The following is a 20,655-nucleotide window of genomic DNA, read 5'->3' on the forward strand; positions in this document are numbered from 1 at the left end:
CATGAGTTCTTCTTCTGTGAAAGAAAAATTTCAAGTTTCCCCTTTTTTTGTGTTTTTTCTCATCAATGCCAATCAAGTAGGTGTCGGCATTTTAAACTTTCAAACAAACCTTGTTCGTTCTATGAATAATGATGGATGGATCGCCATTCTTATTTCTGGCATCAGCGTCAATGTGATGATCTTTCTGATGTACTTGATGTTTAGAAAGGCCCCTTCGGATGAATTTGGTGATATCACGCAATACGTATTTGGCAAATGGATTGGGCAATTATTCAACATACTCTATATCTTATATTTTGCTTCTTTGTCGTTGACCGTTCTCGTCCACTATATGGATGTGATCCATGTATGGCTGTTTAAAGAAATTCCTGGTCTATTGTTTGCGTCTGTACTGCTGCTGCTTGTGTATTACATTCATACCGGCGGCTTTAGAACCATTGCTGGATGGGCATTTTTTAGCATTGTACTGACGTATTGGATGACGTTTATTTGCTTTTATGTCATGAAATATAGTCACATTCGCTTCATGTTTCCGATGTTTGATCATACATTTTCGCAGCTGGTAATGGGCGTCAAAGATGCCTCCTTATCCATGTTTGGTTTTGGCACGCTGCTTGTCTATTATCCCTTTATTAAACAAGCACAGACGTCACAAAAATTTGCCCACATGGGGGCATTATTCACGACATGCTTAAATTTACTTGTCTTTCTCGTCTCCATTGCGTATTACTCTAGTGCTCAGCTCAAATTAACAAAATGGCCGACATTAACGTTAACAAGTATTGTGAAACTTCCCTTTATCCAGCGCTTTGAATTTATTGAAGTGTCCCTCTGGCTGCTTCTGATCATTCCAAATATCGCCATTCCATTATGGGCAGCGAGCCGAATGGCGAAACAAGTATTTCATACGAGTCAGCGCGTCACTTTAATCTGTCTCAGCATCCTCATTTTGGTCATGTTTTCGTTTTTTGCCGGGGCAACCTCTTTTGAAGCCTTTAATCAATGGGTGGAATATAGCGGATACATTCTTATATATGGATTGATTGTCTGTATGGTCATTGGGCTGATGCTGAAAAAAAGGTGGGTGAAAAAACGAGCATGAAACGTTATATACTCATGGGTCTCATGTTGTTTAGTCTTTTGTTAACTAGCTGTGCACAGCCTCGCCTTTTAGATGAATTAAATATCTCTCAAGCGGCAGGATTTGATTTAGTAGAAGATGGCGAAATGAAGGGCTTCTTCGTCTTCCCTGTCTTTAAAAGTGAAGAGCAAGGAAGTTATCAAATATTAAGTGCGAGGTCAAACACCATTAGTAATATTCAGTTTCTCGTGTCAGAAAAATCACCTTTTCCAGTGGTCATGGGCCAGGTGCTCGTTATTTTAATCAGTGAAAAATTAGCAAAAGAAGTCGGCATGATCGATTTAATGAATTACATTTATCGTGATCCTATCATTGGTTCACGCCAAGTGTTTGCGATTGTAGGCGGAGAAGTTGAAGAGTTATTATACACAAAAATGAATCAAACGAACTTGAATATTGGCGTGTATCTCTCTGATCTGTTAACCCAAAATATGCGAAATGGCAATGAACCTGTGACCAATCAGCATATTTTTATGAATCAGATGCTGGCAAAAGGGGTCGATGCTTACCTCCCTTACATCAAAAAAACAAGCAATGCCATCAAGGTCACAGGAGTCGCTCTGTTTGATCAAGAAAAAATGGTGGGTCATATCCCTGGAGAAGAAACGTTCACATTTAAAGCGATGATTGAAAATCATAAAAATGGCATCTACGAGTTTCAATTGGATGATCAAGCAAAGACCCATGTCGTCATTGAAAATATCAAATCACATGTGTCTTACCAGATCAAACCAACGAAAAACCTAACAAAAAAGCCTCATATCACGATTGATATCAAGCTGAAAGGTGAATTAAAAGAATTTATGAAGTCCAAAAAAATTGATAAACCTTCTATATTGGACCATGTTGAAAGAAAAGTTGAAAAACGTGTCGCTCAGCAAGGACAAGACCTTGTTCAGTCCTTTAAAAAGCAAAACATAGATCCGCTTGGGCTGGGTTTGAGGTATCGATCAAAAGACAAAGCAATGACACCAGAAAAATGGCAGGAAATCTATCCTGATGCGGATGTACAAATTAAATGCCATATGAAAATTGTTCAAACCGGTGTCAGTCAATAAATGAGTGAAAAATTATTCGAAAATGTCTTCTTTGTTATTCATTATTTTAGACACTTTCATTTTGACTCGTGGCACGCGATCTTTTTGAAGATAGTCATTTAAAGTGTTCTCTACTTCATTTTTATCTGTTCTAAGGATTTTAGGTGAACATTGTTCCACAAGGACTGGTCTATTCCCTTTAGCGCAGTTTGCCATTGTATCCAGTGCAATTAAGCTGAAAGGTCTTCCTTTGTCGAGCCATGTTTTCATCCTATCCCAGGTTGGACAGCTTACGGCTGCCAGCCTTCCCCAATGATCGTGAAATTGGGTACAGGCAGACTCCATCCAATCCATGATTTTGTAAGAACGGAAACGGTACAGGCAGATAAAAGCAGCTGTCGGCAATTCTTTTTCACTGATCGATTTCAATTTCTCTATCACATGTTGTAAACCCTCATCTTCTGGCAGGCTGCTGGCTGCTGCCCAGGAAAGTGGATAAAGAAATTCTTCGTCAGCCTGATCCAAAAGTTCCCTAACCCACCCAGCGGCAGATGTACCTAAAACATCAGCCGCGATTTCTATCATTCGTGATTTCACTTCGACATGCCGAGTTTCATCAAACCGACTTTGAACAGAGTCTAAGATCTTTTTCTCATCGTGCTGTTTCAGAGCATCGATGACATCACCCTCAAGAAACCACCTAGTGATTGAAAAGTCTAATAAAGACGCCAAATCTTGCCGAACGTCTTGTAATGTGGGTGCTTTATCTTCTTTGGTGACGATGACATCATCCTCTAATTGGAAAGCCTGTCCGTCCTCTCCATAAAAGTCATCGTGCAGTAAAAATTGTTTAGGAGAATGGAGAACGGCTAAGTTATACCATTCAATAGGTCGTAATGAATAGTTGAGTAGTCTCTTGTGACACGGATGACATAATTGATAAGGCTGTTTCGGCTCATCAGAATTCTCTACTACATTCATTGCGTTTTTTTGACAGGCTTCACATAAAGCGGCTTTTTCCACTCCATTCACTTCCTTTTATTGCATATGTATGATCTTTTATATTTGTCATCATTGAATCATGTGAAAAGAACAATGTTTTCTAATCTTCGTCCTTTACATCTGGATCTTCAGGAATCGGTTCATTTAAAATCTCTTGGACGAGCTCTTTGTATTGTTCAAGCTGCTTCATATGCGTTTGAAACTGTCCTTGATAAATCAGATAGGATTCGCCGTCAAATACATAGCGGATCTTTTTTTGCTGGATTAATTTCTCAATATACGCTTCAGCTACTTCTAAGTATTCAGCTGTTTCTGCGATTGTTAAATACATGTTTGTGCACCACCCGTTCGTTTCATCTAACAAATTATATCATGATCTGTTGAAAAAAACGGATGCAGCCTGTTCATATTTTCTTTACTGTTTTGACCACTGACATCATGATAGTTCTTCACATAACAAGTGTTCAGCAAGTAGATCGTCTAGGTACAAGCAAATATGGTATGATAAAGTTTGCTAGACGAGAGTTTATCGTCACAGACTTGGTGGAAAAGCCAGGCATTCATGAGGCGTCTTTCGGTTTAGCCGTGGGAGGTAAGCGGAAAGCATACTCATGAGAAAAGCAAAACAAGCATAGGCTTTTATAAGGATGCTTGAAGAAAATTCGTATTTAAAGGCAGAGTGAAATGAATGGGAACCTTGTTCAATGAAATTTTAACCTGGCTGACAAGCCTTGGTTATGTAGGTGTAGCACTAGGTCTGATGATTGAAATCATTCCGAGCGAAATTGTTCTTGCTTATGGCGGATATATGGTGTCAACAGGAACAATCGGTTTTGTTGGAGCTGTTATCGCTGGCGTCATCGGAGGTACGCTCGCACAGTGTTTTATATACTGGATCGGTCTTTATGGCGGAAGACCTTTTTTAACAAAGTACGGAAAATACTTATTCATCCATGAACACCATATCGCAACTGCAGAGCGCTGGTTTGACCGATATGGAACCGGTGTGGTGTTTACAGCGCGCTTTATTCCTGTTGTCCGCCACGCCATCTCCATTCCAGCAGGTATTGCCAAAATGCCTTTTTTGAAATTTGTCCTCTTGACAGGATTAGCTGCCATCCCTTGGTCGATCTTATTTATCTATCTCGGTATGCAGCTTGGGACAAAGTGGGATCACATTCAAAGTGTTGCTCACGCTTATACAACCCCTATTATGGCCATTGCGATCGTCCTGATCGTTCTCTATTTCGTCATCAAAAAAATTCGTACGAACCGAAAACGGACAATCTAATGAAAAACGCCTTCCACTGATCGGGTGAAAGGCGTTTTTTCTATGAATGTGATGATTGTTTTTTCATATATTGGGATAATTCCATAATCATTGCACCCATTCTCTCAAGTGACGGAGCTAGAATTCTGTCTATTCCCTCTACTTTTAAAGCTTCAGCTGTGACTTTTCCGACGGCCACTGCCAGTACGTGCTGCTCGAATAGCTCTTGGAGTTCTTGTTTTCTACCCCATTTTGCCGCTAGTGTGAAAAAGGCGTGAACCTGAACAGCGGTTGTAAAACAGACGGCATGGACTTTATCATCTTTCATTTCTTGAAGCAATGTTTCTGCGGCCTCTGGTTCAGGAGGTGTGTGCTGATAAGGTAAAAGCGGCAAAACATCAGCCCCTTTGTCATGTAAAAACTGGATGAGAGCCGGAGCGTTTTCCCCGTGAAGCTGCACCATGACGCGTTTGCCATGAAACTCCTTGTCTTCAAGCTTTGAGATCATGTCACGAACCGTTCCATCTTCATCAGATACGTCTGGCTGAATTCCGCGTTTTTTGAGTGCTGCAAAGGTTTTATACCCTCTTGAAGCAATATGCGCATTTGATAGAATGTGCATAAATGCTTCCCCCAGATGAAGCTCTTCTGCACTCTCAATCAATGTGTCTGTCCCGATGCCTGTTGTGAAAATCACCCAATCCGCACCTTGCTTCACAAAGGTTTCAATGCCTGGCTTTAACTCCTCTTTGGCTAAAAATACAGTTCCTTGAAGAGAACGAATAACGGCTTGTCCTCCTTGCTTTTCGACAAGTGTACGCATTTCTTCTGTTTTTCTCGTTCCACAAATGGCAATCGTTTTTCCAGCTAAGCCTTTACTCATTTTATCCCTCTTTTTCTATCACATTTGATATGTATTAAATATAGATTTATTTGGAAGACGTTGCAAGTGTCTACTAAAAAAGAGCTTGACGTTTCGGTCTAATTCGAGTATCTTTTGTAAGTGCAAATTGTAGGAGGTCATTATGGAAAAACAGAATGTTCAAGCTATTCGATTATCAATTGCAGACCCAACACCACTTGGTTTGTTTGGTTTAGCAATGGTGACGCTCGTTGCGTCCTCACAAAAACTAGGAATTACAGATGGCACTTCCCTTATTTTACCTTGGGCTATCTTCCTTGGAGGCATCGCGCAGCTAATCGCGTCCATACAAGATTCAAAGCATCATAATATTTTTGGAGCCACTGCCTTTGGCGCATTCGGTCTTTTTTGGATGGGCGTTGGAACGACTTGGCTCATTCAAGCCGGCGTTTTTGGGAAAACGCTTGCGGGAGCAGCAGATCCAAAACAACTAGGTTTTGCGTTTATCGGTTATTTGATTTTCAGCTTGTTTATGACGATTGGTGCAATGGAAACACATAAAGTATTATTTTTGATTTTCGTCTTTATTGATTTCTTATTCCTTGGTCTTTCCCTTAGCTCGTTTGGTGTGATGTACGATGTGACTCATACCATTGCAGGTATCGCAGAATTGATCATTTCCCTGCTTTCGTTTTATGGTTCAGCAGCAGTTGTGCTCAATACTCATTTTGGCCGTACTGTGCTGCCAATTGGACAACCATTTCGTATTTTTACAAAAGCATAAATAAAAAAGAACTGCTTTGTGCAGTTCTTTTTTCATGTTTATTTTTCTTGTGCCTCTTGGAAGATCTCTCCGATGATTTCATACGAGCGCATTCTTTCTTGATGGTCAAACATATCCGAATTAATCATCACTTCGTCTGCTTGAGTGGCTTCAATAAAGGCTTCCAATTCTTTTTTCACCTTTTCTTTATCCCCGATCATTGTCGAACTTAATTGTTCATCCACCATCGCTTTTTCATACGGACTCCAAAGGCCGTCCATACTGTCAACAGGCGCTTTGAGTTTTCCTGGAGTATTTCGAATGAGACTCAAAAACCGCTGATAATGAGAGGTCGCCAAATATTCAGCTCGCTCTGTTTGATCTGCAGCAAAAACTGTCACACCCACCATGGCATAAGGCTCTTTTAACACATCAGAAGGTCTAAATGACTGTCTATACAACTCTAAAGCAGGAATTGTATTTTTAGGTGAAAAATGTGCCGCAAAGGCAAATGGCAATCCAAGCTCTCCTGCAAGTCTTGCGCTAAAACCGCTTGAACCAAGCAGCCAAATCGGAATGTCTAGACCCTCTCCTGGAACGGCTCTTACATGTTTTTTGACCTGTCCGGTTGGTTTAAAATATTGCCGAAGTTCTTCTAGCTGCTCAGGGAAATCTTCTCCGTTATGAAGGTTACGTCTGAGAGCTCTTGCCGTTAACTGATCTGTCCCTGGTGCTCTTCCAAGACCTAAATCAATTCTCCCCGGATATAATGTCTCAAGTGTCCCAAATTGTTCAGCAATGACAAGTGAAGAGTGGTTTGGCAGCATAATCCCGCCAGATCCTACTCGAATTTTTTCGGTCCCCCCAGCAATATATCCAATTAAAACGGACGTTGCAGAGCTTGCAACACCTTCCATATTATGGTGTTCTGCTAGCCAGTATCTATGATAACCCCACTTCTCCGCCTTTTTTGCTAAATCCATACTATGTTCAAAAGACTCCTTAATGGTGCCTCCTTCTGTCACAGAGGATAAATTTAAAACGGAATAAGCTGTGCGCTGTAAAACTGATTGACTCATAAATGATGTCCCCATTTCTGTCAAAAATCATACTAGTTATATACTTTCAACACCATAACATAAAATCATGAAACATTTAAATGATTTGATTCGATGATTTTCGAAATGATGAGTTTCTAGGTTTTACTTCAAATTTGAAAATTTGCACATAGAATGAAATATCAATTTTAGGAGATGGGCAATTTGTACAATCAATTCGATCACAAATGTCCCTTTTGCGGTAAATATCATGAGCAGCCTCATTACAAAAGATTACGTCTTGACCGTCCTCAAAGAAGAGACTGTCCATTTATCAATCAAGAACATTCAAAACAAAACAGGTCTCGAGGGAATCCCCCTGTGAAAAAGGAGAAAAACAATCAAAAACAATTCAAAGGGTTGGACGAAGAGGCCCAGCAGGTCCCGCTGGGCCAACCGGACCAACTGGACCTGCTGGCGGATTAACCGGCACCCTCCCTTTTAACCCCTCACAATCACAAGATTACGAGGCGGGTCAAGTTGTCACGTTTAATGGCAGTATTTATATAGCCAATGTAGATGCTCCATCAGGAATACCTGGGCTCTCCCCCGACTATACACTTTTGGCAGCTTCTGTGGAAACTGGTCCGACTGGCCCTACAGGGATAGAATTAAGTGGTGCTAAAGCATATGATCCTGCAATAGCATCAACATATTCAGTGGGTCAAGTGGTCACTTATGAAGGTGGTACGTATATTGTGGACTCTGCTCCACCTTTAGGTACGCCAGATACGTCACCGGATTATACGCTTTTGGCAGCACCTGTGCTACAGGTTCAACAGGTAGCACAGGTGCTGCTGGACCTACTGGTGAAACGGGAATCACCGGTGCTACTGGGCCTACTGGACTACCAGGGCTACTGGAATCACCGGATCGGGGTAGTACCAGCGAAGCTGACACCACCCGCAATAAGGAAATATCAAGGTAATAATAAGTTGCTTAAGTTAAATACCTCCAACACACATACCCCCGTCCTGTTTTATGAATAATACCAACGCGACGAGCCCAATGACGATTGATGTGATCACAACCATGCTACTCCAACCTTCAGATCCTTCGCCGGCCTTACTGAAGCCAAAGACAACTCCTCCGAATCCAACAGATAGTAGATCAATCCGAGGCTTAGTGACATCGGTAATGTTTTTCAAATACTTAAGCCCTATCAATAACCCTATGACCAAAAGTGGCAGGGAGATCCAAAAGATGTAATGCCATGTTAAATATTCTATTAATAGACCGCCTATAGTCGGTCAGACGCTGGTGCGACCATGATAACCAGAGAGACCAATCCCATCGCCGCCCCCCGCTTTTCCAGTGGATATATAACAAGAACGGTATTAAATATGAGTGGAAGCAACAATCCCATGCCAACCGCCTGTAAAACTCGGGCGAACATCAACATTTCAAAATTGAATGCCAGTGCCGCAATCAATGTACCTACGATTAAACTCATGACCAAACCTATGAACAGCTTCCTTGTGGAAAACGTCTGCAACAGCAACCCACTCACTGGCATTAAAATACCAAGAGGGCATAAAACTGGTTGTTAACCACTGTGCGGTTGCAGGCGAAATTTGGAACACTTCTATTAAATTAGTCAATGCTATATTTAGAGAGGTTTCGTTAAACATGCCAACAGCACCGCAGATAAGTAACGCTGTCAAGATGGCCCGCGTATTGTATTGATTCTTCATTTTATATATCCTCATAAATCTATTTTTAATTAATATCAGATTATTTTTTAGCAAATCCTTGTTTGTTTAAATACTCAAGCATAAAAGGGAGTCTACTTCTTTCAAGATGATCCTCGATGTGATCTTTCCATCCCTTTACTTTCTTAACTGTGAAAGGCGCTTTAACCGGACGATTTTGGTAATATTCACGCATCTGTTGGTCATAAGTTGTTAATTTTTCTTCATCTAGTGGTTGATACTGATTATCAAACATGACCATCGATTGAGGCAAACGTGGTTTTAGTCCAGGCTTCTCTCCAGCAGGATGTCCTATGCATAGCCCCACTAACGGAATCACATACTTTGGTAAATTTAATACCTCGGTTAATTCTGAGATATTAGCTCTTACTCCACCGATATAAACACCACCGAGTCCCATTGATTCCGCCGCAGTTAAAGCATTTTGAGCCATTAACCCAGCATCGAATGTACCTATTAATAGGTATTCAATATAGTCAAGGTCAACCTTGGGTGCAATTTCATGATTCCTGTTAAAATCTGCACAAAAAATCCAAAATTCTGCTGCTTCTTCAATATAAGGTTGATTTACAGAGAGCTGCATCACTTTTTTTCGTAATTCTGGATCTGTAATTCTAATGATAGAAACCACTTGTAGTAGACTGAATGATGAAGTTTGATTAGCTGCCTTAAAGATTGCATCTCGTTGTCCCTCTGTCAGTGGTTGATTAGTGAAAGAACGAATGGATGTATGATTATGAAGCAATTCAAGGGTATTATTCATTTGAACCTCTCCTCTATTAATTATTGTTCTCTTTCAGCCTTCCGTATTGGTAAGGAACTCCCATATTCTCGCGCAGTGTTTTCCCTTCATATTCCCTGTGGAATAAACCGCGGTCCTGCAAAATTGGGACAACCAGTTCCACAAAATCAGCAACTCCATCATAGGCTATATCCGGAACAACCGAGAAGCCGTCACATGCACCAGCCAAAAACCATTCTTCCAAGAAGTCAGCAACTTGTACGGGGGTACCTGCAACTACTGGATGATAGTTAATAACCCCATGAGCAAGAACATCACGAATGGAGATCCCTCTTTTCAGCAGCTCTAAAGCTCTGTGGGACCGTGGATCCATTGGATTGGCATATGCCTTTTTCAACAAGTCAGCTGATAAAGGTTGATCAATATCAACCGAATTCTCCGATAGTCGTAAACCAACCATTGAACCAAGGTAACTTACCCTTCCTGGAATCTCCTCAGGATTAAAACTCATAAGCTGTCTTCGTCGTTCTAGTCCTTCTTCTTCAGTTGAGCCTAGGGAAAACATAAAACCTGTATATATCTTGATGTCATCGGGATTTCTGCCAAAACGGGCAGCACTTTGTCGAAGCGCTTGTCTGTGTTCACGAGCAGATTCTATATCATAAGGATTTGCATAAACACCAGAAGCGTATCTTCCCGCCAATTCCAATCCTTCAACCCCTCCACCTGCTTGAAAAATAACTGGCTGACCTTGCTCAGAGGGTGGGATGGGCAAAGGACCACGAGATGCATAATATTCCCCTTGAAGATTAATAGGCCGAATTTTGTCCATGTCGGCAAATTTTCCTCCTTCTACATCTAACGTCCAAGCGTCTGATTCCCAACTCCCCCACAATGCTTGAACAATTTGGATGAATTCATGAGCCATGTCATATCGTTCTTGGCGACTGGCAATCTGAGCACCAAAATTTGCTGCCGCTACTGGATTTGATGTGGTGACAGCATTCCATCCTACACGTCCATGACTTATAACATCCAGTGCTTTGAACTGACGTGCTATGTTATATGGATAATTGAATGTCGTTGATAGGGTAGCAACAAGCCCAATATGTTTCGTTTCTCTAGCTACAGCCATTAGTGCTAACATAGGATCCATAGGGAACATAGGAGTCTGAGGACCTAAGTCATTGTATAATCCAGGAGTATCAGCGATAAAAATCATTTGAAATTTCCCTTTTTCAGCTAATTTAGCTCGCTCCACATAACCATCCGTATTTGTGTAGGCTGCTGGGTCTGTACCAGGCATTCTCCAAGCGTTGAATTCAGCTCCATATCCAGAGACCATTTGTAGTGCCAGTTGCATTTCTTTTCTTTTCATGTATCTTCACTCCTTTATTTTTAAAAGGCTCCAAGTAAACAAAAAAGCCGCTGTAAACTCTTTCTAATTAGATTCAATAAATTTGTAAAACACAAAATTAGCTTACTAACTAATTTGAAACATTTTAGCAAGTATGGATATCAATGTTTCAACTAGACGCATCCTCTTCAGTGGTTTCCTATAAACTTTTTCTTTTTCTTAGTAACTAAACGATATAGACTGATTTTATTTAGCATGCTAAATATCAACATAGAGAAAACTTTAGAATAAGTTTCTCTCCATTCTCTTCATAAGTTCCCTTAAGATTAAGCGTTCTTCCGGTAAAATTGAACCGAGTAATTTTTCTTGTTGCTGCTTCCATTTGAAATCAACAGGTTTCTCTAATTCTTTCCCTCTGTCAGTTAGGTAAATTCGCATAACCCTTGCATCTTGTTCATCACGTTTACGGTATATGAACCCATTTTGCTCCAACGATTTAACCATATTTGTTACCGTAGGCGGCTCACATTTTAAATGTTCACATAGTTGCATTTGTGTTATTCCATCACCTAACCACAAACGAGCGAGTAGTCTATCCTGGCCTACATGAAGATTAAGTTCTCTTAGATTTTCGCTATAATCTCGACGCATTTTGGATGAAATTTTATCTAATGACTCACGAATTTCGCATCCAACTATATCGTTCATAGGTATACCCCCATTACTACGATGTATTTAGTAAGCTAACTATATCATAGTTAAAAATTAGTTGTCCATCTAACTTAAGAGAACTACTCTCATTTTATCAGGCTGAATTTATCTAGAACGGACGACAAAGGGATATGGATCAATGCATCATATCTGTTAAACACTGAAATGTCCGGATTCTGTATATTACACCGTTTTGCCTATCAACTTGTTGTATGGAGTAATTTTGTTACAGACACTAGAATAAAACAAATTCTCAATTTTTAAAAGAGGGCAATAAAAGTTGCCATAGTACATTTTTTTGTACTTAATAGCTTGGTATTACAAAAAAGCTGCCGCAATGACAGCCTAGGCCTTAAATCATTTAGTTTTGAATTAGGGGTAACTTGTAACCAATAAATGTGAGGGCCTTGGTTAGTCTGCCTGCTCCCCAAACTTCTTCCCGAACTCTTCCATCAAATCAATAATAGGGATCAATTCTTCCCCTTTTGAGGTTAGTGAATACTCAACACGAGGAGGAACCTCTGGAAAAACTTTGCGATTAATTAAACCATCCGTTTCCAGTTCTCGAAGTTGCTTTGTAAGAGAACCTTGTGAAATATCCCATAAAAAGGCTTTAATTTCACTATAGCGACGCTCTTTGGTCTTTAAATACCATAGAATTACATATTTCCAACGTCCGGAGAGGATATTTTGGGTATAAGCAATGCCATAAAATTCTCTTTGTTCCTTTATACACTCTTTATCAAATCCATCCTTACATATCCTAGACACCTTCTTCACCCGCTTTCTACTGTTAAGTACAAAAAACTGTACTACGTCAATTTTTTTTGCCTACTTTAAAAAGATGAGAAATGATTTTATTCTAGTATATGTAACAGAAATACTCAATACTTTTTATTATCTAATATATGTTTACAATTTGATAAACATATGATTGTGTAACTTTAAGCTGAATAATTCTTTTATATACAAATACTTTAGGAGGAACAATCATGAGATATGGAATTATAGGTGCTGGACCAATTGGGTCAATTATTTCGAAAAAATTGGTTAAGATTGGACATGATGTCAAAATTGCAGATGCGCGAGGAATTGAACATTTAGAAGGAAAAGAACTTGCTGGAACAGCTGTGCGGGTAGAGGATGCCATTAAAAATATTGATGTTCTAATACTATCGCTCCCTATAAATGTACTTCCAAACATTCGGAACACTATCGATCAAGTTGGTGAGGCAGTCATCATTGTAGATACTTCAAATTATTATCCTTTTAGAAACGGTAAAATTGAAGAAATAGAGAACGGGATGGTTGAAAGTGTTTGGGTTTCAAATCAATTAGGCAGACCTATCATAAAAGCTTTCAACAACTTATTAGCCTACACTTTAGAACATGAAGGAAAATCCGAGGATTCTAGTGGACGAATCGCGATGGCAGTTGCTGGTAATGATCCTACACAAAAATACGAAATCATGGAAGTAGTAAACAAGTTAGGCTTTGACGCAGTAGACAGTGGTTCTTTAAGTGACTCTTGGAGACAGCAGCCAGGAACTCCTGCTTACTGCACAGAGTTAACAAAAGATGATCTTACGAAAGCGTTGAAAAAGGCAAATAAAGAAAAAGCACCCTTACTACGGGACAAGGTGATGGAACGGTTTGCAGAGCTCTTTGCAGAAAAAAAGGAAGGCGAATTTTCACATAAGGATATTGTGAATATAAACAGAGAAATATACAATTTATAAAAACAAAAGGTGCACTCAGTTAAGGTGTACCTTTTTGTATATCCATATATACCTATTTTGCTAAAAAAATCATAACTACTAATTGAAATTCTGAAAGATTCAAGAGTCCGTTAAGTTGGATCTTAATTCTTTCAAAACAGAATTTATTTATAATTATGTTTTAAATCCCTCTTCTACTAACCTGCCCTACACGTTTAAGAACATTCTTTCAAAAGGTTATCTAAAATGAAGACAGTGTTGCACAGTAATGGTCTAATCCGTATTACTTACTTACATTCTTGTTCAACTTTACTGCCTTTGGTTTAAGTAAAGATCGTCACAATCATAACGAGTCAAACTGGAAATTCATTCAAACAATCCTCGACAATATGGCCTGATTGCGGAAAAAAGTAACTGGAGCTTTTAACTTTACTACTTTTTTATAAAGTAGTGTTTGTTATGCAATTGCTGTAACAAAAAAGACCCTACTTATCAGGCCCTTTCTGAGTTGGGAAAAGTCATTAAAACCATTTTCTTGTGTGATTATATAGGCTCGGAAGACATTCGGAGAGAAATTAATGAAGGCCTCAATGTTGTAGAGAATTGGAATTCCGCCAACAGCTTTATTTTTTACGGAAAGGGTGGAGAAATTTCAACAAATAGATTGGAAGACCAGGAGGTTGCCGTTCTTTCCCTACATTTATTGCAAAATTGCCTCGTGTATATTAATACACTCATGATTCAATTTGTATTATCGGAAAAGCAGTGGCAAGATATGATGACACCTGAAGACTTAAGAGCGTTAAGTCCACTTATCTATAGCCATGTAAATCCTTATGGTATCTTTAAATTGGATATGATGGAGAGAATTCCAATCGAAGAAATACAATCAGAAAAAGAAAATACTTTGCATATTTAACTTTATTCCTTATTGCGGGTAGTGACAGCTTCGCTGGTACTACCCCGGATCAACGGGACCTACTGGAGTTACAGGAATCACTAGTGTTGCTGGAACAGGTGGTTTTACGGATACAGCACTTTATGCTGCTAATAGTTCTGGCCCTACCATTGTTACTGTAGCCGGAGGAACGAATATTCCTTTGCCAAACTTTCAAAACATTACTGGTTTTACAGCAAACGGCACAAGTACTGTTTTTACCGTTCTGCAAACTGATAAATATTATATTACGTATCAAGTCAACACCACTGCAGCTCTTTTAATTAATACATGTTTGCTTTTAAATGGAGCAACCACTGTGCCTGGTTCTGTTCAATCACCTGTTATCTCTACTTCGTTTATCCATAATACTGTAATCGTTAATTTAACAGCTGGAAGCATCATTTCACTGCAGTTTTTTGGGGCTGTTGCCACAGCTGTTTTAGTTGGCGGGGGTGCTGCTGCAGGTGCTGCCTTGACCATTATACGGCTCAGCTAAACGAAAAAAGAAAGGCTTTTTCAGCCTTTCTTTTTTATGTCTTCTATTACATTTATACAATGTTCAATATCATGAGACTGCAAAAGGTGAAAAATAGATTGGATGATTGCAAACTCTAAATTCCACCATTCTAATAACTGCAGTTTTTCGATCATTTCGGATGAAAACCGATATTTCATGAACTGCTGCGGATTTCCTGCAGCAATTACATATGGCGGCACATCTTTTGTGATGACACTATTTGCTCCGATCACTGCTCCGTTCCCTATACATACTCCTGACATAATCGTCGCGCCATATCCAATCCATACGTCGTGTCCTATCTGCACATCTCCTTTTGATTTGGGATGTCCTTTGATGTGGGCAGCTTCTTTGAAAATTTGATTAAACGGATACGTTGTGACCCAATCTGTCCGGTGTTCACCGCCAAGGAAAATTTTCACTTCGTTTGCGATGGAACAAAACTTCCCAATGTTTAGTGTCGCACCTTCCCCCCATGTCAGCACTTGGAAATCTGGTCCGGCATAAGAAAAATCACCGATATTGTGCGAGCTCAGTTCACTTCTTTGATTCAAAAACATAGAAGATCAGACCTCCTGAAAAGTGATAGATCTTCGTATGTATATGCTGCTTCACACTTTCACATTATGACTGAACAAGCGCTACAATTTGTTTTTTCTTCCATACGAGCTGATAGTAGCCGTATTGAAGGAGTAAGTTCACAAAGAAAGCCGCAGGATAGCCAATCCATATGCCCTTGATGCCAAGGGATGTGTAGTGCGATAGCACATAAGCGACTGGTACTTCTACAAGCCAAATGGAGCAAATACTAAAGATTGTTGGCCATAAAACTGTTCCACTTGCTCTCATCGTGGCTGCAACAATTTGGGCCGTTCCAAAAATAAGATAGCTCCATAATGTAATGACGACCAAGCTATAGGCAATGTCAATCGTCTTAGAATCTGTTAAAAAGATAGATAAAATCTGTGGTGCAAAGAGATAAACGATGATAATAATGAATCCGCCTATGGCAAAATTGAGCCCTAACCCGATTTTTATCACATCTTTCAAGCGGTTGATATTCCCTGCACCGATGAATTGTGCTGCAAAGATAGAGACTGCAATGCCAAGACTCACTGCCGGCATCTGCACATAGCTCACGACTTGATTGACAACACCATAGGCAGCTGTGGCCTGTGATCCATAATCGTTGACAAAAGAAATAACAGCAATTTCTGATAAAGAAATAAGGATCATATTAATGCTCGATGGAATGCTGAGCTTTAATAATGTTTTTAGTAGATCCCCTTTCATCAATAAATGCTTTCTCACTGATGCATCAATGCGAAGCGGGTGCTTTGTCTTATATAAGTAGATATGTAGAATAATAAACGTCACAATGGTTGAAATCACAGAAGCATATGCAGCGCCGTATAAACCAAATGCCGGCAGTCCCATCCAGCCAAATAATAAAATGGGCAGCGTCAAAATATTCGTTGCCGTACTAATCATTAAGAAATAAAAAGGCGTTTTTGAATCCCCAGTTCCTCGCAGGAAGGTCGTGTAAACAAAATAAAGAAATAAGATCGGCATTGAGATGAATAGAATTCTGGCATATGCCGCACTTTCCTCCACAATATTTGCAGGTGTTCCCATGAGATTTAGGATGTCTGTTGCAAATAAACCTCCAATGATCGCTAAAGAAAGTCCGATTAAAAAGGTGAATGAAAGCGTTGTGCCAATAATTTCTTTTAATCTTTTTTCATTTTTCGCGCCATACGCTTGTCCAATAAGGATGGAACTTCCCGATCCAATTCCAATGGAAAAAGAAACGAGTAAAAAGAAAAGCGGAAAGAATGCAGAAATAGCAGCTACTGCATCCTCTCCAATCCATCTACCGACAAGAACGATGGATACAAGCTGTCCGATTGATTGTAAAATATTGCTAAGCAAAAGCGGGACGAGAAAAATGGACATGGTTTTTACTAAAGATTGATTGTTATCTAACGTCATGATGGTACTCCTTCTCTATCTAAAGATTCTCAGCTAAAATGCTGACAATATGGTCTTCTATCTCTTTCCCTTTTTCGTCATCAACAAGATGATTTAATAAAATGGAAAAGGCGACCGTCTTTCCGCTCTTCGTGTCAATATATCCAGAAAGTGTGCTAACCGTTGTTAATGAACCTGTTTTTGCACGTACTTTTTCTAGTGTAGCTGGTTCTTTCAATCTGTTCCTTAACGTCCCTCCGACCATTCGTTCACTTGCCCCTGCTAACGGAAGCGCATGTTCATAGGTCTTAAACCATTTTTCCTTTTGAATGTTTGTCAAAAATAACGTGAACTGGTTGGCAGAAACAAGGTTAATAGGTGATATGCCCGACCCATCTCGCAGCACTGCATGCGAAGGATTGATGCCAAAAGCAGGAAGCCTTTCATTCATGACATCCAGTCCATCCTCAAAGCTCCCTTTGCTTTTCACTTGTTTTCCAAGTTCCTTTAGCAACATTTCTGCATGGGTATTGTTGCTGAGTTTCATCATGGGAACAAGCAGATCTGATAAAGGCATCGATGAATGGGTGGCAATTTTCTTGGCTTTTTTAGGAACTTGTTTTGTTTTAAGCGGTCCTTTTACTTGAATCCCTTCCGCCTTTAACGCTCGTTTCATTAAATCTAACGCATAAGTGGTTGGCTCCCATAACGCTACCCATTGTCTAGATGAACTCGCTTTAACCGGAATGGTTCCAGTCAACGTAATCTTGTTTGTGCCGTGAGAGCGCTTAAAAGAAATTTTCTTTTTTCCGCCTTCTGGCACGGTTTTTACTTGATTCATGACTTGAGGGACAGAAGTCTTCGGGATGATGTCATAGGTCGCTTTTTGCCCTGCTTTCTTTCCTGGTTTTACTTCGAGAATCACGGTTCCTGCATCATAATCTTGATTCGGTGAAGCTGTGAGAGCAGAGATTTGTGCACCGTAATATTGATCTTCATCACTCCAAGGCAAATCAATAGAATATCGCGTATCATCATACCAAGTGTCATCTGCCGCAAGCTGTCCGCGAATCGTATGTATTCCGGCCTTTTTCACTTGTTTGGCAAGTGCTGCAAAATCCTCCTCTAATAAAGTCGGATCCCCGGTACCGCGTAGATACAGGTTGCCATGTAACGTTTTCTTTTGAATAGAACCATCCATCCAGATATCTGTCAGGAATGTGTGTGTTTCTCCTAGTATATCAAGGGCGATGGCTGATGTGAGCAGTTTCATATTAGAAGCAGGAGTAAGACGAATATCGGCTTGATGTTCATAAAGAAGAGAGGAGTCAGAAGTATTGCGGACGCTGACGCCGGAGATCGCGCCCTCTAAATCAGGTGCTGTTCGTATGAATTCATCTAAAGCTGTCATCCACGGCAGTGAGTCGTCACGAGCTGTAAGTTGATCATCTTTTGCTGAAAAAGGGAGAAATAAAATCGACAGGATACATATTTGTAAAAACAAGAGCTGTGAAAAACGCTTCACGCAATCCCTCCTTTTTTATCGCAGCCAATTTTAGAAGAATATGTTCATTATACACAAAAGAACGTTTGTTCTCAAAGGTTTTTTAAACAGAAAAGTCAGCTTTCTTTGACGAAAACTGACAAGCCCTTTACCTCTTTTCTGGATTCCAGCCATCGGTTCCGCCAAGAACAGCTTGCACCGTGATTTGACTTGCTTCGTTTTTCGTTAAAATGTTGGACCATTTAACGCGATTTGCTACATTGCTTCCGGTCCCAGTCGATCCATATTCTTTATATCTTGCTGTTCTTTCGTTATCACGGTTATCCCAGTTATGCCATCCCTCTGCCTTAATATGTTCATCCATTTTTGTATAGAGGAATGTCACAGCGGAATGAGGCCTCCACGGACGTCCTAAATAAACCGATTGAGCAGCTGCCGTCCCCTTTTTCAACGTAGAATCGATGAATACATAGCCATACCTTTGTGCTTCTGTTGTGGATGCTGCAGTAATATACCCATTTCCAAGACTTTTTATTTCAGCTCTTTTAAACACAGCTGTGGCTGATCCAAAAATAAAATCGACCGTGCCCTCGATATAGCAGTTTTCATAATATTGCCGGCCTGAGCCTGTTGCATAAAGTGTATCTTGATACCCTAAGACCCGTATTTGTTTGAACGCAGCCCGGTCGCCAGACACATACAGCGCAACCGCCTGACCAGCATGTCTGCCAGCTGTATTTTGAAAGGTGATATTTTCTGCGTAAAAGTCGTTCGAACGAATCATAGTGCTGGAGCTATTTGTTGTGCTGCCAGTTCTTGCATTTGTATCATCATACGTCAGAATCGTCTTGTGCTGGTTTTCGCCGATAAAGGACACGTGCGGTTTATTTTGCGGAAGCAGGATCTTTTCTTTATACACACCATTTTTAATATAGATCGTTACGCGCTGTTGATTGTTCGCTGGAATCGCATCAATGGCAGACTGAACGGTTCGAAACGTGCCATTTCCCTTATGATCGACCACAAGGACGCGGTTTGTTTGATTCTGATGTCCGGCTGCTTGAAGTGAAGCTGAGTCAAATAGTAATAAAGACAAAACGAATACAAGCCATACCTTTCCATACTTCATCGCACATCTCCTCCTCTTTGTGAACATTTTCAATCAAACATTCTTTTTGATCCTATTCATGACACACAAAAAAAACACCCACTTAATTTTGTTGTGGATGTTTTTTAGATTTTTCATATTTTATCGCATAAATCCCTTCATTTTCAATCCATTCACAAAATAGAACGTCTCGATGAGAAGAAATGTGCTGCTTTTTTAATTGCTCACTCAGCCATGTTTCGTCAAAGCCAGCTTCTTGTAGGTCATCTTTTAAAATTTCGCCATCAATAATAAATGTTCTAGGCAATTTGACTTCTTTTCCCTTCACGTTCACATCTTCTGCTGTGGCAGTTGCGTATTTCATTTTCGGAAGAACACTGACAGAGCCGTCTGTTTCCAAAATGGCATATTCTATTTCATGCAAGGCAAAATGACCTTTCGCGCGAATCAGTGTCTGCAGCTGATTGAGATCAAGCATATTTTTCTTCAAACGATTGTAGTGAATGTTCCCTTTATCAATGACAAGCGTAGGTCTTCCTTCTAAAAAGGCTCGAATACCTTTAAAGCGTTGTGAAAACCATTCAACTGTATAGATGAGAACGCCCCACACTGCAACAGCAAACAAAATGTGCTGAATCTTGACTTCTGGGTCAAAAATGGCGTTTCCGACCATTTCGCCTAAAATCAGTGCAGAAATAAAATCAAACGGCGTGATTTGTGCAAACTGTGTTTTCCCTAATAATTTTGTAATAAAAAATAAGGCGGAAAACCCGATAAATAGTTCAATCAAAATACTAAAAAACGGCACAGAAATTCCTTCCTTTCTTGCTGCATTTACATACAGCATATACATGAAAGGAAGGATCTAAACTATTTATGAGGGCAATAAAATAAAGACATCGTCCCCCTCGACCAATGTTTCATACGTTTTAACGCATCCGTGATCTGGTGCTTGAACGTTCCCTGACGAAAGATCAATCTTCCAATCATGCATTGGACAGAAGACATGGTCTCCACTTACCATTCCTTCAGCCAGAACACCGCCTTTATGAGGGCAGCGGTTTTCAATGGCTTTGAACTGCTTATTAGAGGTTTGAAAGACAGCTAATTCAAGAGTACCGGCTGCGACTGTTTTCCCTAGCTGCAGCGGAAAATCTGAAAGGGTGCCAATGTGAACTTTTACAACTGAAACTGTCATATGAT

21 protein-coding genes and 2 pseudogenes are annotated in these 20,655 nt (G+C 40.0%); 8 read left to right on the forward strand and 15 right to left on the reverse strand.

Annotated elements, in window-relative coordinates; all coding sequences use genetic code 11:
• The first annotated feature begins 1 nt into the window (after position 1).
• Positions 2 to 1,102 carry a GerAB/ArcD/ProY family transporter gene (locus C6344_RS05005; RefSeq protein ID WP_060596498.1) on the forward strand — a complete coding sequence of 367 codons (1,101 nt, stop codon included), beginning with the start codon at positions 2 to 4 and terminating at the stop codon, positions 1,100 to 1,102.
• Entirely contained in the window at positions 1,099 to 2,199 is a 1,101-nt protein-coding gene (locus tag C6344_RS05010; RefSeq protein ID WP_066030803.1) for a Ger(x)C family spore germination protein, read from the forward strand. Before C6344_RS05005 ends, C6344_RS05010 begins: the two co-directional genes overlap by 4 nt.
• Before the next feature lie 12 nt (positions 2,200 to 2,211).
• Here C6344_RS05010 and C6344_RS05015 read toward each other — a convergent pair whose 3' ends face one another.
• Both C6344_RS05015 and C6344_RS05020 read right to left on the reverse strand, forming a co-directional pair.
• Positions 2,212 to 3,201 carry a hypothetical protein gene (locus C6344_RS05015; protein ID WP_223250437.1) on the reverse strand — a complete coding sequence of 330 codons (990 nt, stop codon included), beginning with the start codon at positions 3,199 to 3,201 and terminating at the stop codon, positions 2,212 to 2,214.
• Positions 3,202 to 3,280: 79 nt separating this feature from the next.
• Positions 3,281 to 3,511, reverse strand: coding sequence for an excisionase family DNA-binding protein (locus C6344_RS05020; protein WP_034660863.1), 231 nt, complete (start codon positions 3,509 to 3,511; stop codon positions 3,281 to 3,283).
• 357 nt (positions 3,512 to 3,868) lie between these two features.
• Here C6344_RS05020 and uptA point away from each other — a divergent pair, with 357 nt between their 5' ends.
• On the forward strand, positions 3,869 to 4,471 hold the full coding sequence (uptA, locus tag C6344_RS05030; protein ID WP_060596501.1) for an undecaprenyl phosphate transporter UptA: 603 nt from the start codon (positions 3,869 to 3,871) through the stop codon (positions 4,469 to 4,471).
• A gap of 40 nt (positions 4,472 to 4,511) precedes the next feature.
• Here uptA and C6344_RS05035 read toward each other — a convergent pair whose 3' ends face one another.
• Positions 4,512 to 5,333 carry a uroporphyrinogen-III synthase gene (locus tag C6344_RS05035; RefSeq protein ID WP_106047894.1) on the reverse strand — a complete coding sequence of 274 codons (822 nt, stop codon included), beginning with the start codon at positions 5,331 to 5,333 and terminating at the stop codon, positions 4,512 to 4,514.
• 142 nt (positions 5,334 to 5,475) lie between these two features.
• On the opposite strand from C6344_RS05035, the gene C6344_RS05040 reads away from it, so the two are divergent.
• Positions 5,476 to 6,096 (forward strand): acetate uptake transporter, encoded by a 621-nt coding sequence (locus tag C6344_RS05040; RefSeq protein WP_060596503.1) that lies wholly within the window; start codon positions 5,476 to 5,478, stop codon positions 6,094 to 6,096.
• A gap of 38 nt (positions 6,097 to 6,134) precedes the next feature.
• Here the strand turns inward: C6344_RS05040 and C6344_RS05045 are convergent, their stop codons facing one another.
• Entirely contained in the window at positions 6,135 to 7,154 is a 1,020-nt protein-coding gene (locus C6344_RS05045; protein WP_060596504.1) for an LLM class flavin-dependent oxidoreductase, read from the reverse strand.
• Positions 7,155 to 7,337: 183 nt separating this feature from the next.
• Between C6344_RS05045 and C6344_RS18965 the strand changes: the two genes are divergently transcribed.
• On the forward strand, positions 7,338 to 7,598 hold the full coding sequence (locus tag C6344_RS18965) for a hypothetical protein (RefSeq protein ID WP_066030800.1): 261 nt from the start codon (positions 7,338 to 7,340) through the stop codon (positions 7,596 to 7,598).
• Between the two features lie 557 nt (positions 7,599 to 8,155).
• Here the strand turns inward: C6344_RS18965 and C6344_RS05050 are convergent.
• The 5 genes and pseudogenes from C6344_RS05050 to C6344_RS05070 form a co-directional block, all read right to left on the reverse strand.
• Positions 8,156 to 8,881, reverse strand: a pseudogene (locus tag C6344_RS05050) (MFS transporter); the annotation flags it as partial.
• 25 nt (positions 8,882 to 8,906) lie between these two features.
• Positions 8,907 to 9,647, reverse strand: a complete 741-nt coding sequence (nfsA, locus tag C6344_RS05055; protein WP_060596507.1) for an oxygen-insensitive NADPH nitroreductase — start codon at positions 9,645 to 9,647, stop codon at positions 8,907 to 8,909.
• 16 nt (positions 9,648 to 9,663) lie between these two features.
• A complete protein-coding gene (locus C6344_RS05060; protein WP_106047897.1) occupies positions 9,664 to 11,004 on the reverse strand; it encodes an NtaA/DmoA family FMN-dependent monooxygenase in 1,341 nt (446 codons plus the stop codon).
• A 261-nt stretch (positions 11,005 to 11,265) separates the two neighbouring features.
• A complete protein-coding gene (locus C6344_RS05065) occupies positions 11,266 to 11,691 on the reverse strand; it encodes a MarR family winged helix-turn-helix transcriptional regulator (RefSeq protein WP_034660872.1) in 426 nt (141 codons plus the stop codon).
• A gap of 414 nt (positions 11,692 to 12,105) precedes the next feature.
• Positions 12,106 to 12,465: a winged helix-turn-helix transcriptional regulator gene (locus tag C6344_RS05070; protein ID WP_170938387.1), complete on the reverse strand. Its 360-nt coding sequence runs from the start codon at positions 12,463 to 12,465 to the stop codon at positions 12,106 to 12,108.
• Between the two features lie 221 nt (positions 12,466 to 12,686).
• On the opposite strand from C6344_RS05070, the gene C6344_RS05075 reads away from it, so the two are divergent.
• The 3 genes and pseudogenes from C6344_RS05075 to C6344_RS05085 all read left to right on the forward strand — a co-directional run bounded on the left by C6344_RS05075 (position 12,687) and on the right by C6344_RS05085 (position 14,848).
• A complete protein-coding gene (locus tag C6344_RS05075) occupies positions 12,687 to 13,433 on the forward strand; it encodes an NADPH-dependent F420 reductase (protein ID WP_034660874.1) in 747 nt (248 codons plus the stop codon).
• Between the two features lie 451 nt (positions 13,434 to 13,884).
• Positions 13,885 to 14,331 (forward strand): annotated as a pseudogene (locus tag C6344_RS05080) (Tn3 family transposase); the annotation flags it as partial.
• 76 nt (positions 14,332 to 14,407) lie between these two features.
• Positions 14,408 to 14,848 (forward strand): BclA C-terminal domain-containing protein, encoded by a 441-nt coding sequence (locus tag C6344_RS05085; protein WP_181185463.1) that lies wholly within the window; start codon positions 14,408 to 14,410, stop codon positions 14,846 to 14,848.
• A 20-nt stretch (positions 14,849 to 14,868) separates the two neighbouring features.
• Here the strand turns inward: C6344_RS05085 and C6344_RS05090 are convergent, their stop codons facing one another.
• The 6 genes from C6344_RS05090 to nirD all read right to left on the reverse strand — a co-directional run bounded on the left by C6344_RS05090 (position 14,869) and on the right by nirD (position 20,650).
• Positions 14,869 to 15,429 carry a CatB-related O-acetyltransferase gene (locus tag C6344_RS05090; RefSeq protein WP_060596511.1) on the reverse strand — a complete coding sequence of 187 codons (561 nt, stop codon included), beginning with the start codon at positions 15,427 to 15,429 and terminating at the stop codon, positions 14,869 to 14,871.
• 64 nt (positions 15,430 to 15,493) lie between these two features.
• On the reverse strand, positions 15,494 to 16,861 hold the full coding sequence (locus C6344_RS05095; RefSeq protein ID WP_060596512.1) for an MATE family efflux transporter: 1,368 nt from the start codon (positions 16,859 to 16,861) through the stop codon (positions 15,494 to 15,496).
• Positions 16,862 to 16,880: 19 nt separating this feature from the next.
• Positions 16,881 to 18,365 (reverse strand): D-alanyl-D-alanine carboxypeptidase/D-alanyl-D-alanine endopeptidase, encoded by a 1,485-nt coding sequence (dacB, locus tag C6344_RS05100; protein ID WP_066030797.1) that lies wholly within the window; start codon positions 18,363 to 18,365, stop codon positions 16,881 to 16,883.
• Positions 18,366 to 18,492: 127 nt separating this feature from the next.
• Positions 18,493 to 19,473, reverse strand: a complete 981-nt coding sequence (locus C6344_RS05105) for a pectinesterase family protein (RefSeq protein WP_060596514.1) — start codon at positions 19,471 to 19,473, stop codon at positions 18,493 to 18,495.
• A gap of 82 nt (positions 19,474 to 19,555) precedes the next feature.
• Positions 19,556 to 20,299 carry a DUF421 domain-containing protein gene (locus tag C6344_RS05110; protein ID WP_170938391.1) on the reverse strand — a complete coding sequence of 248 codons (744 nt, stop codon included), beginning with the start codon at positions 20,297 to 20,299 and terminating at the stop codon, positions 19,556 to 19,558.
• A 27-nt stretch (positions 20,300 to 20,326) separates the two neighbouring features.
• Positions 20,327 to 20,650: a nitrite reductase small subunit NirD gene (gene nirD / locus C6344_RS05115; RefSeq protein WP_034660879.1), complete on the reverse strand. Its 324-nt coding sequence runs from the start codon at positions 20,648 to 20,650 to the stop codon at positions 20,327 to 20,329.
• Between the last annotated feature and the right edge of the window lie 5 nt (positions 20,651 to 20,655).

This window comes from Bacillus sp. GBSW19 (assembly GCF_002998655.1).
Taxonomy (GTDB): domain Bacteria; phylum Bacillota; class Bacilli; order Bacillales; family Bacillaceae; genus Bacillus.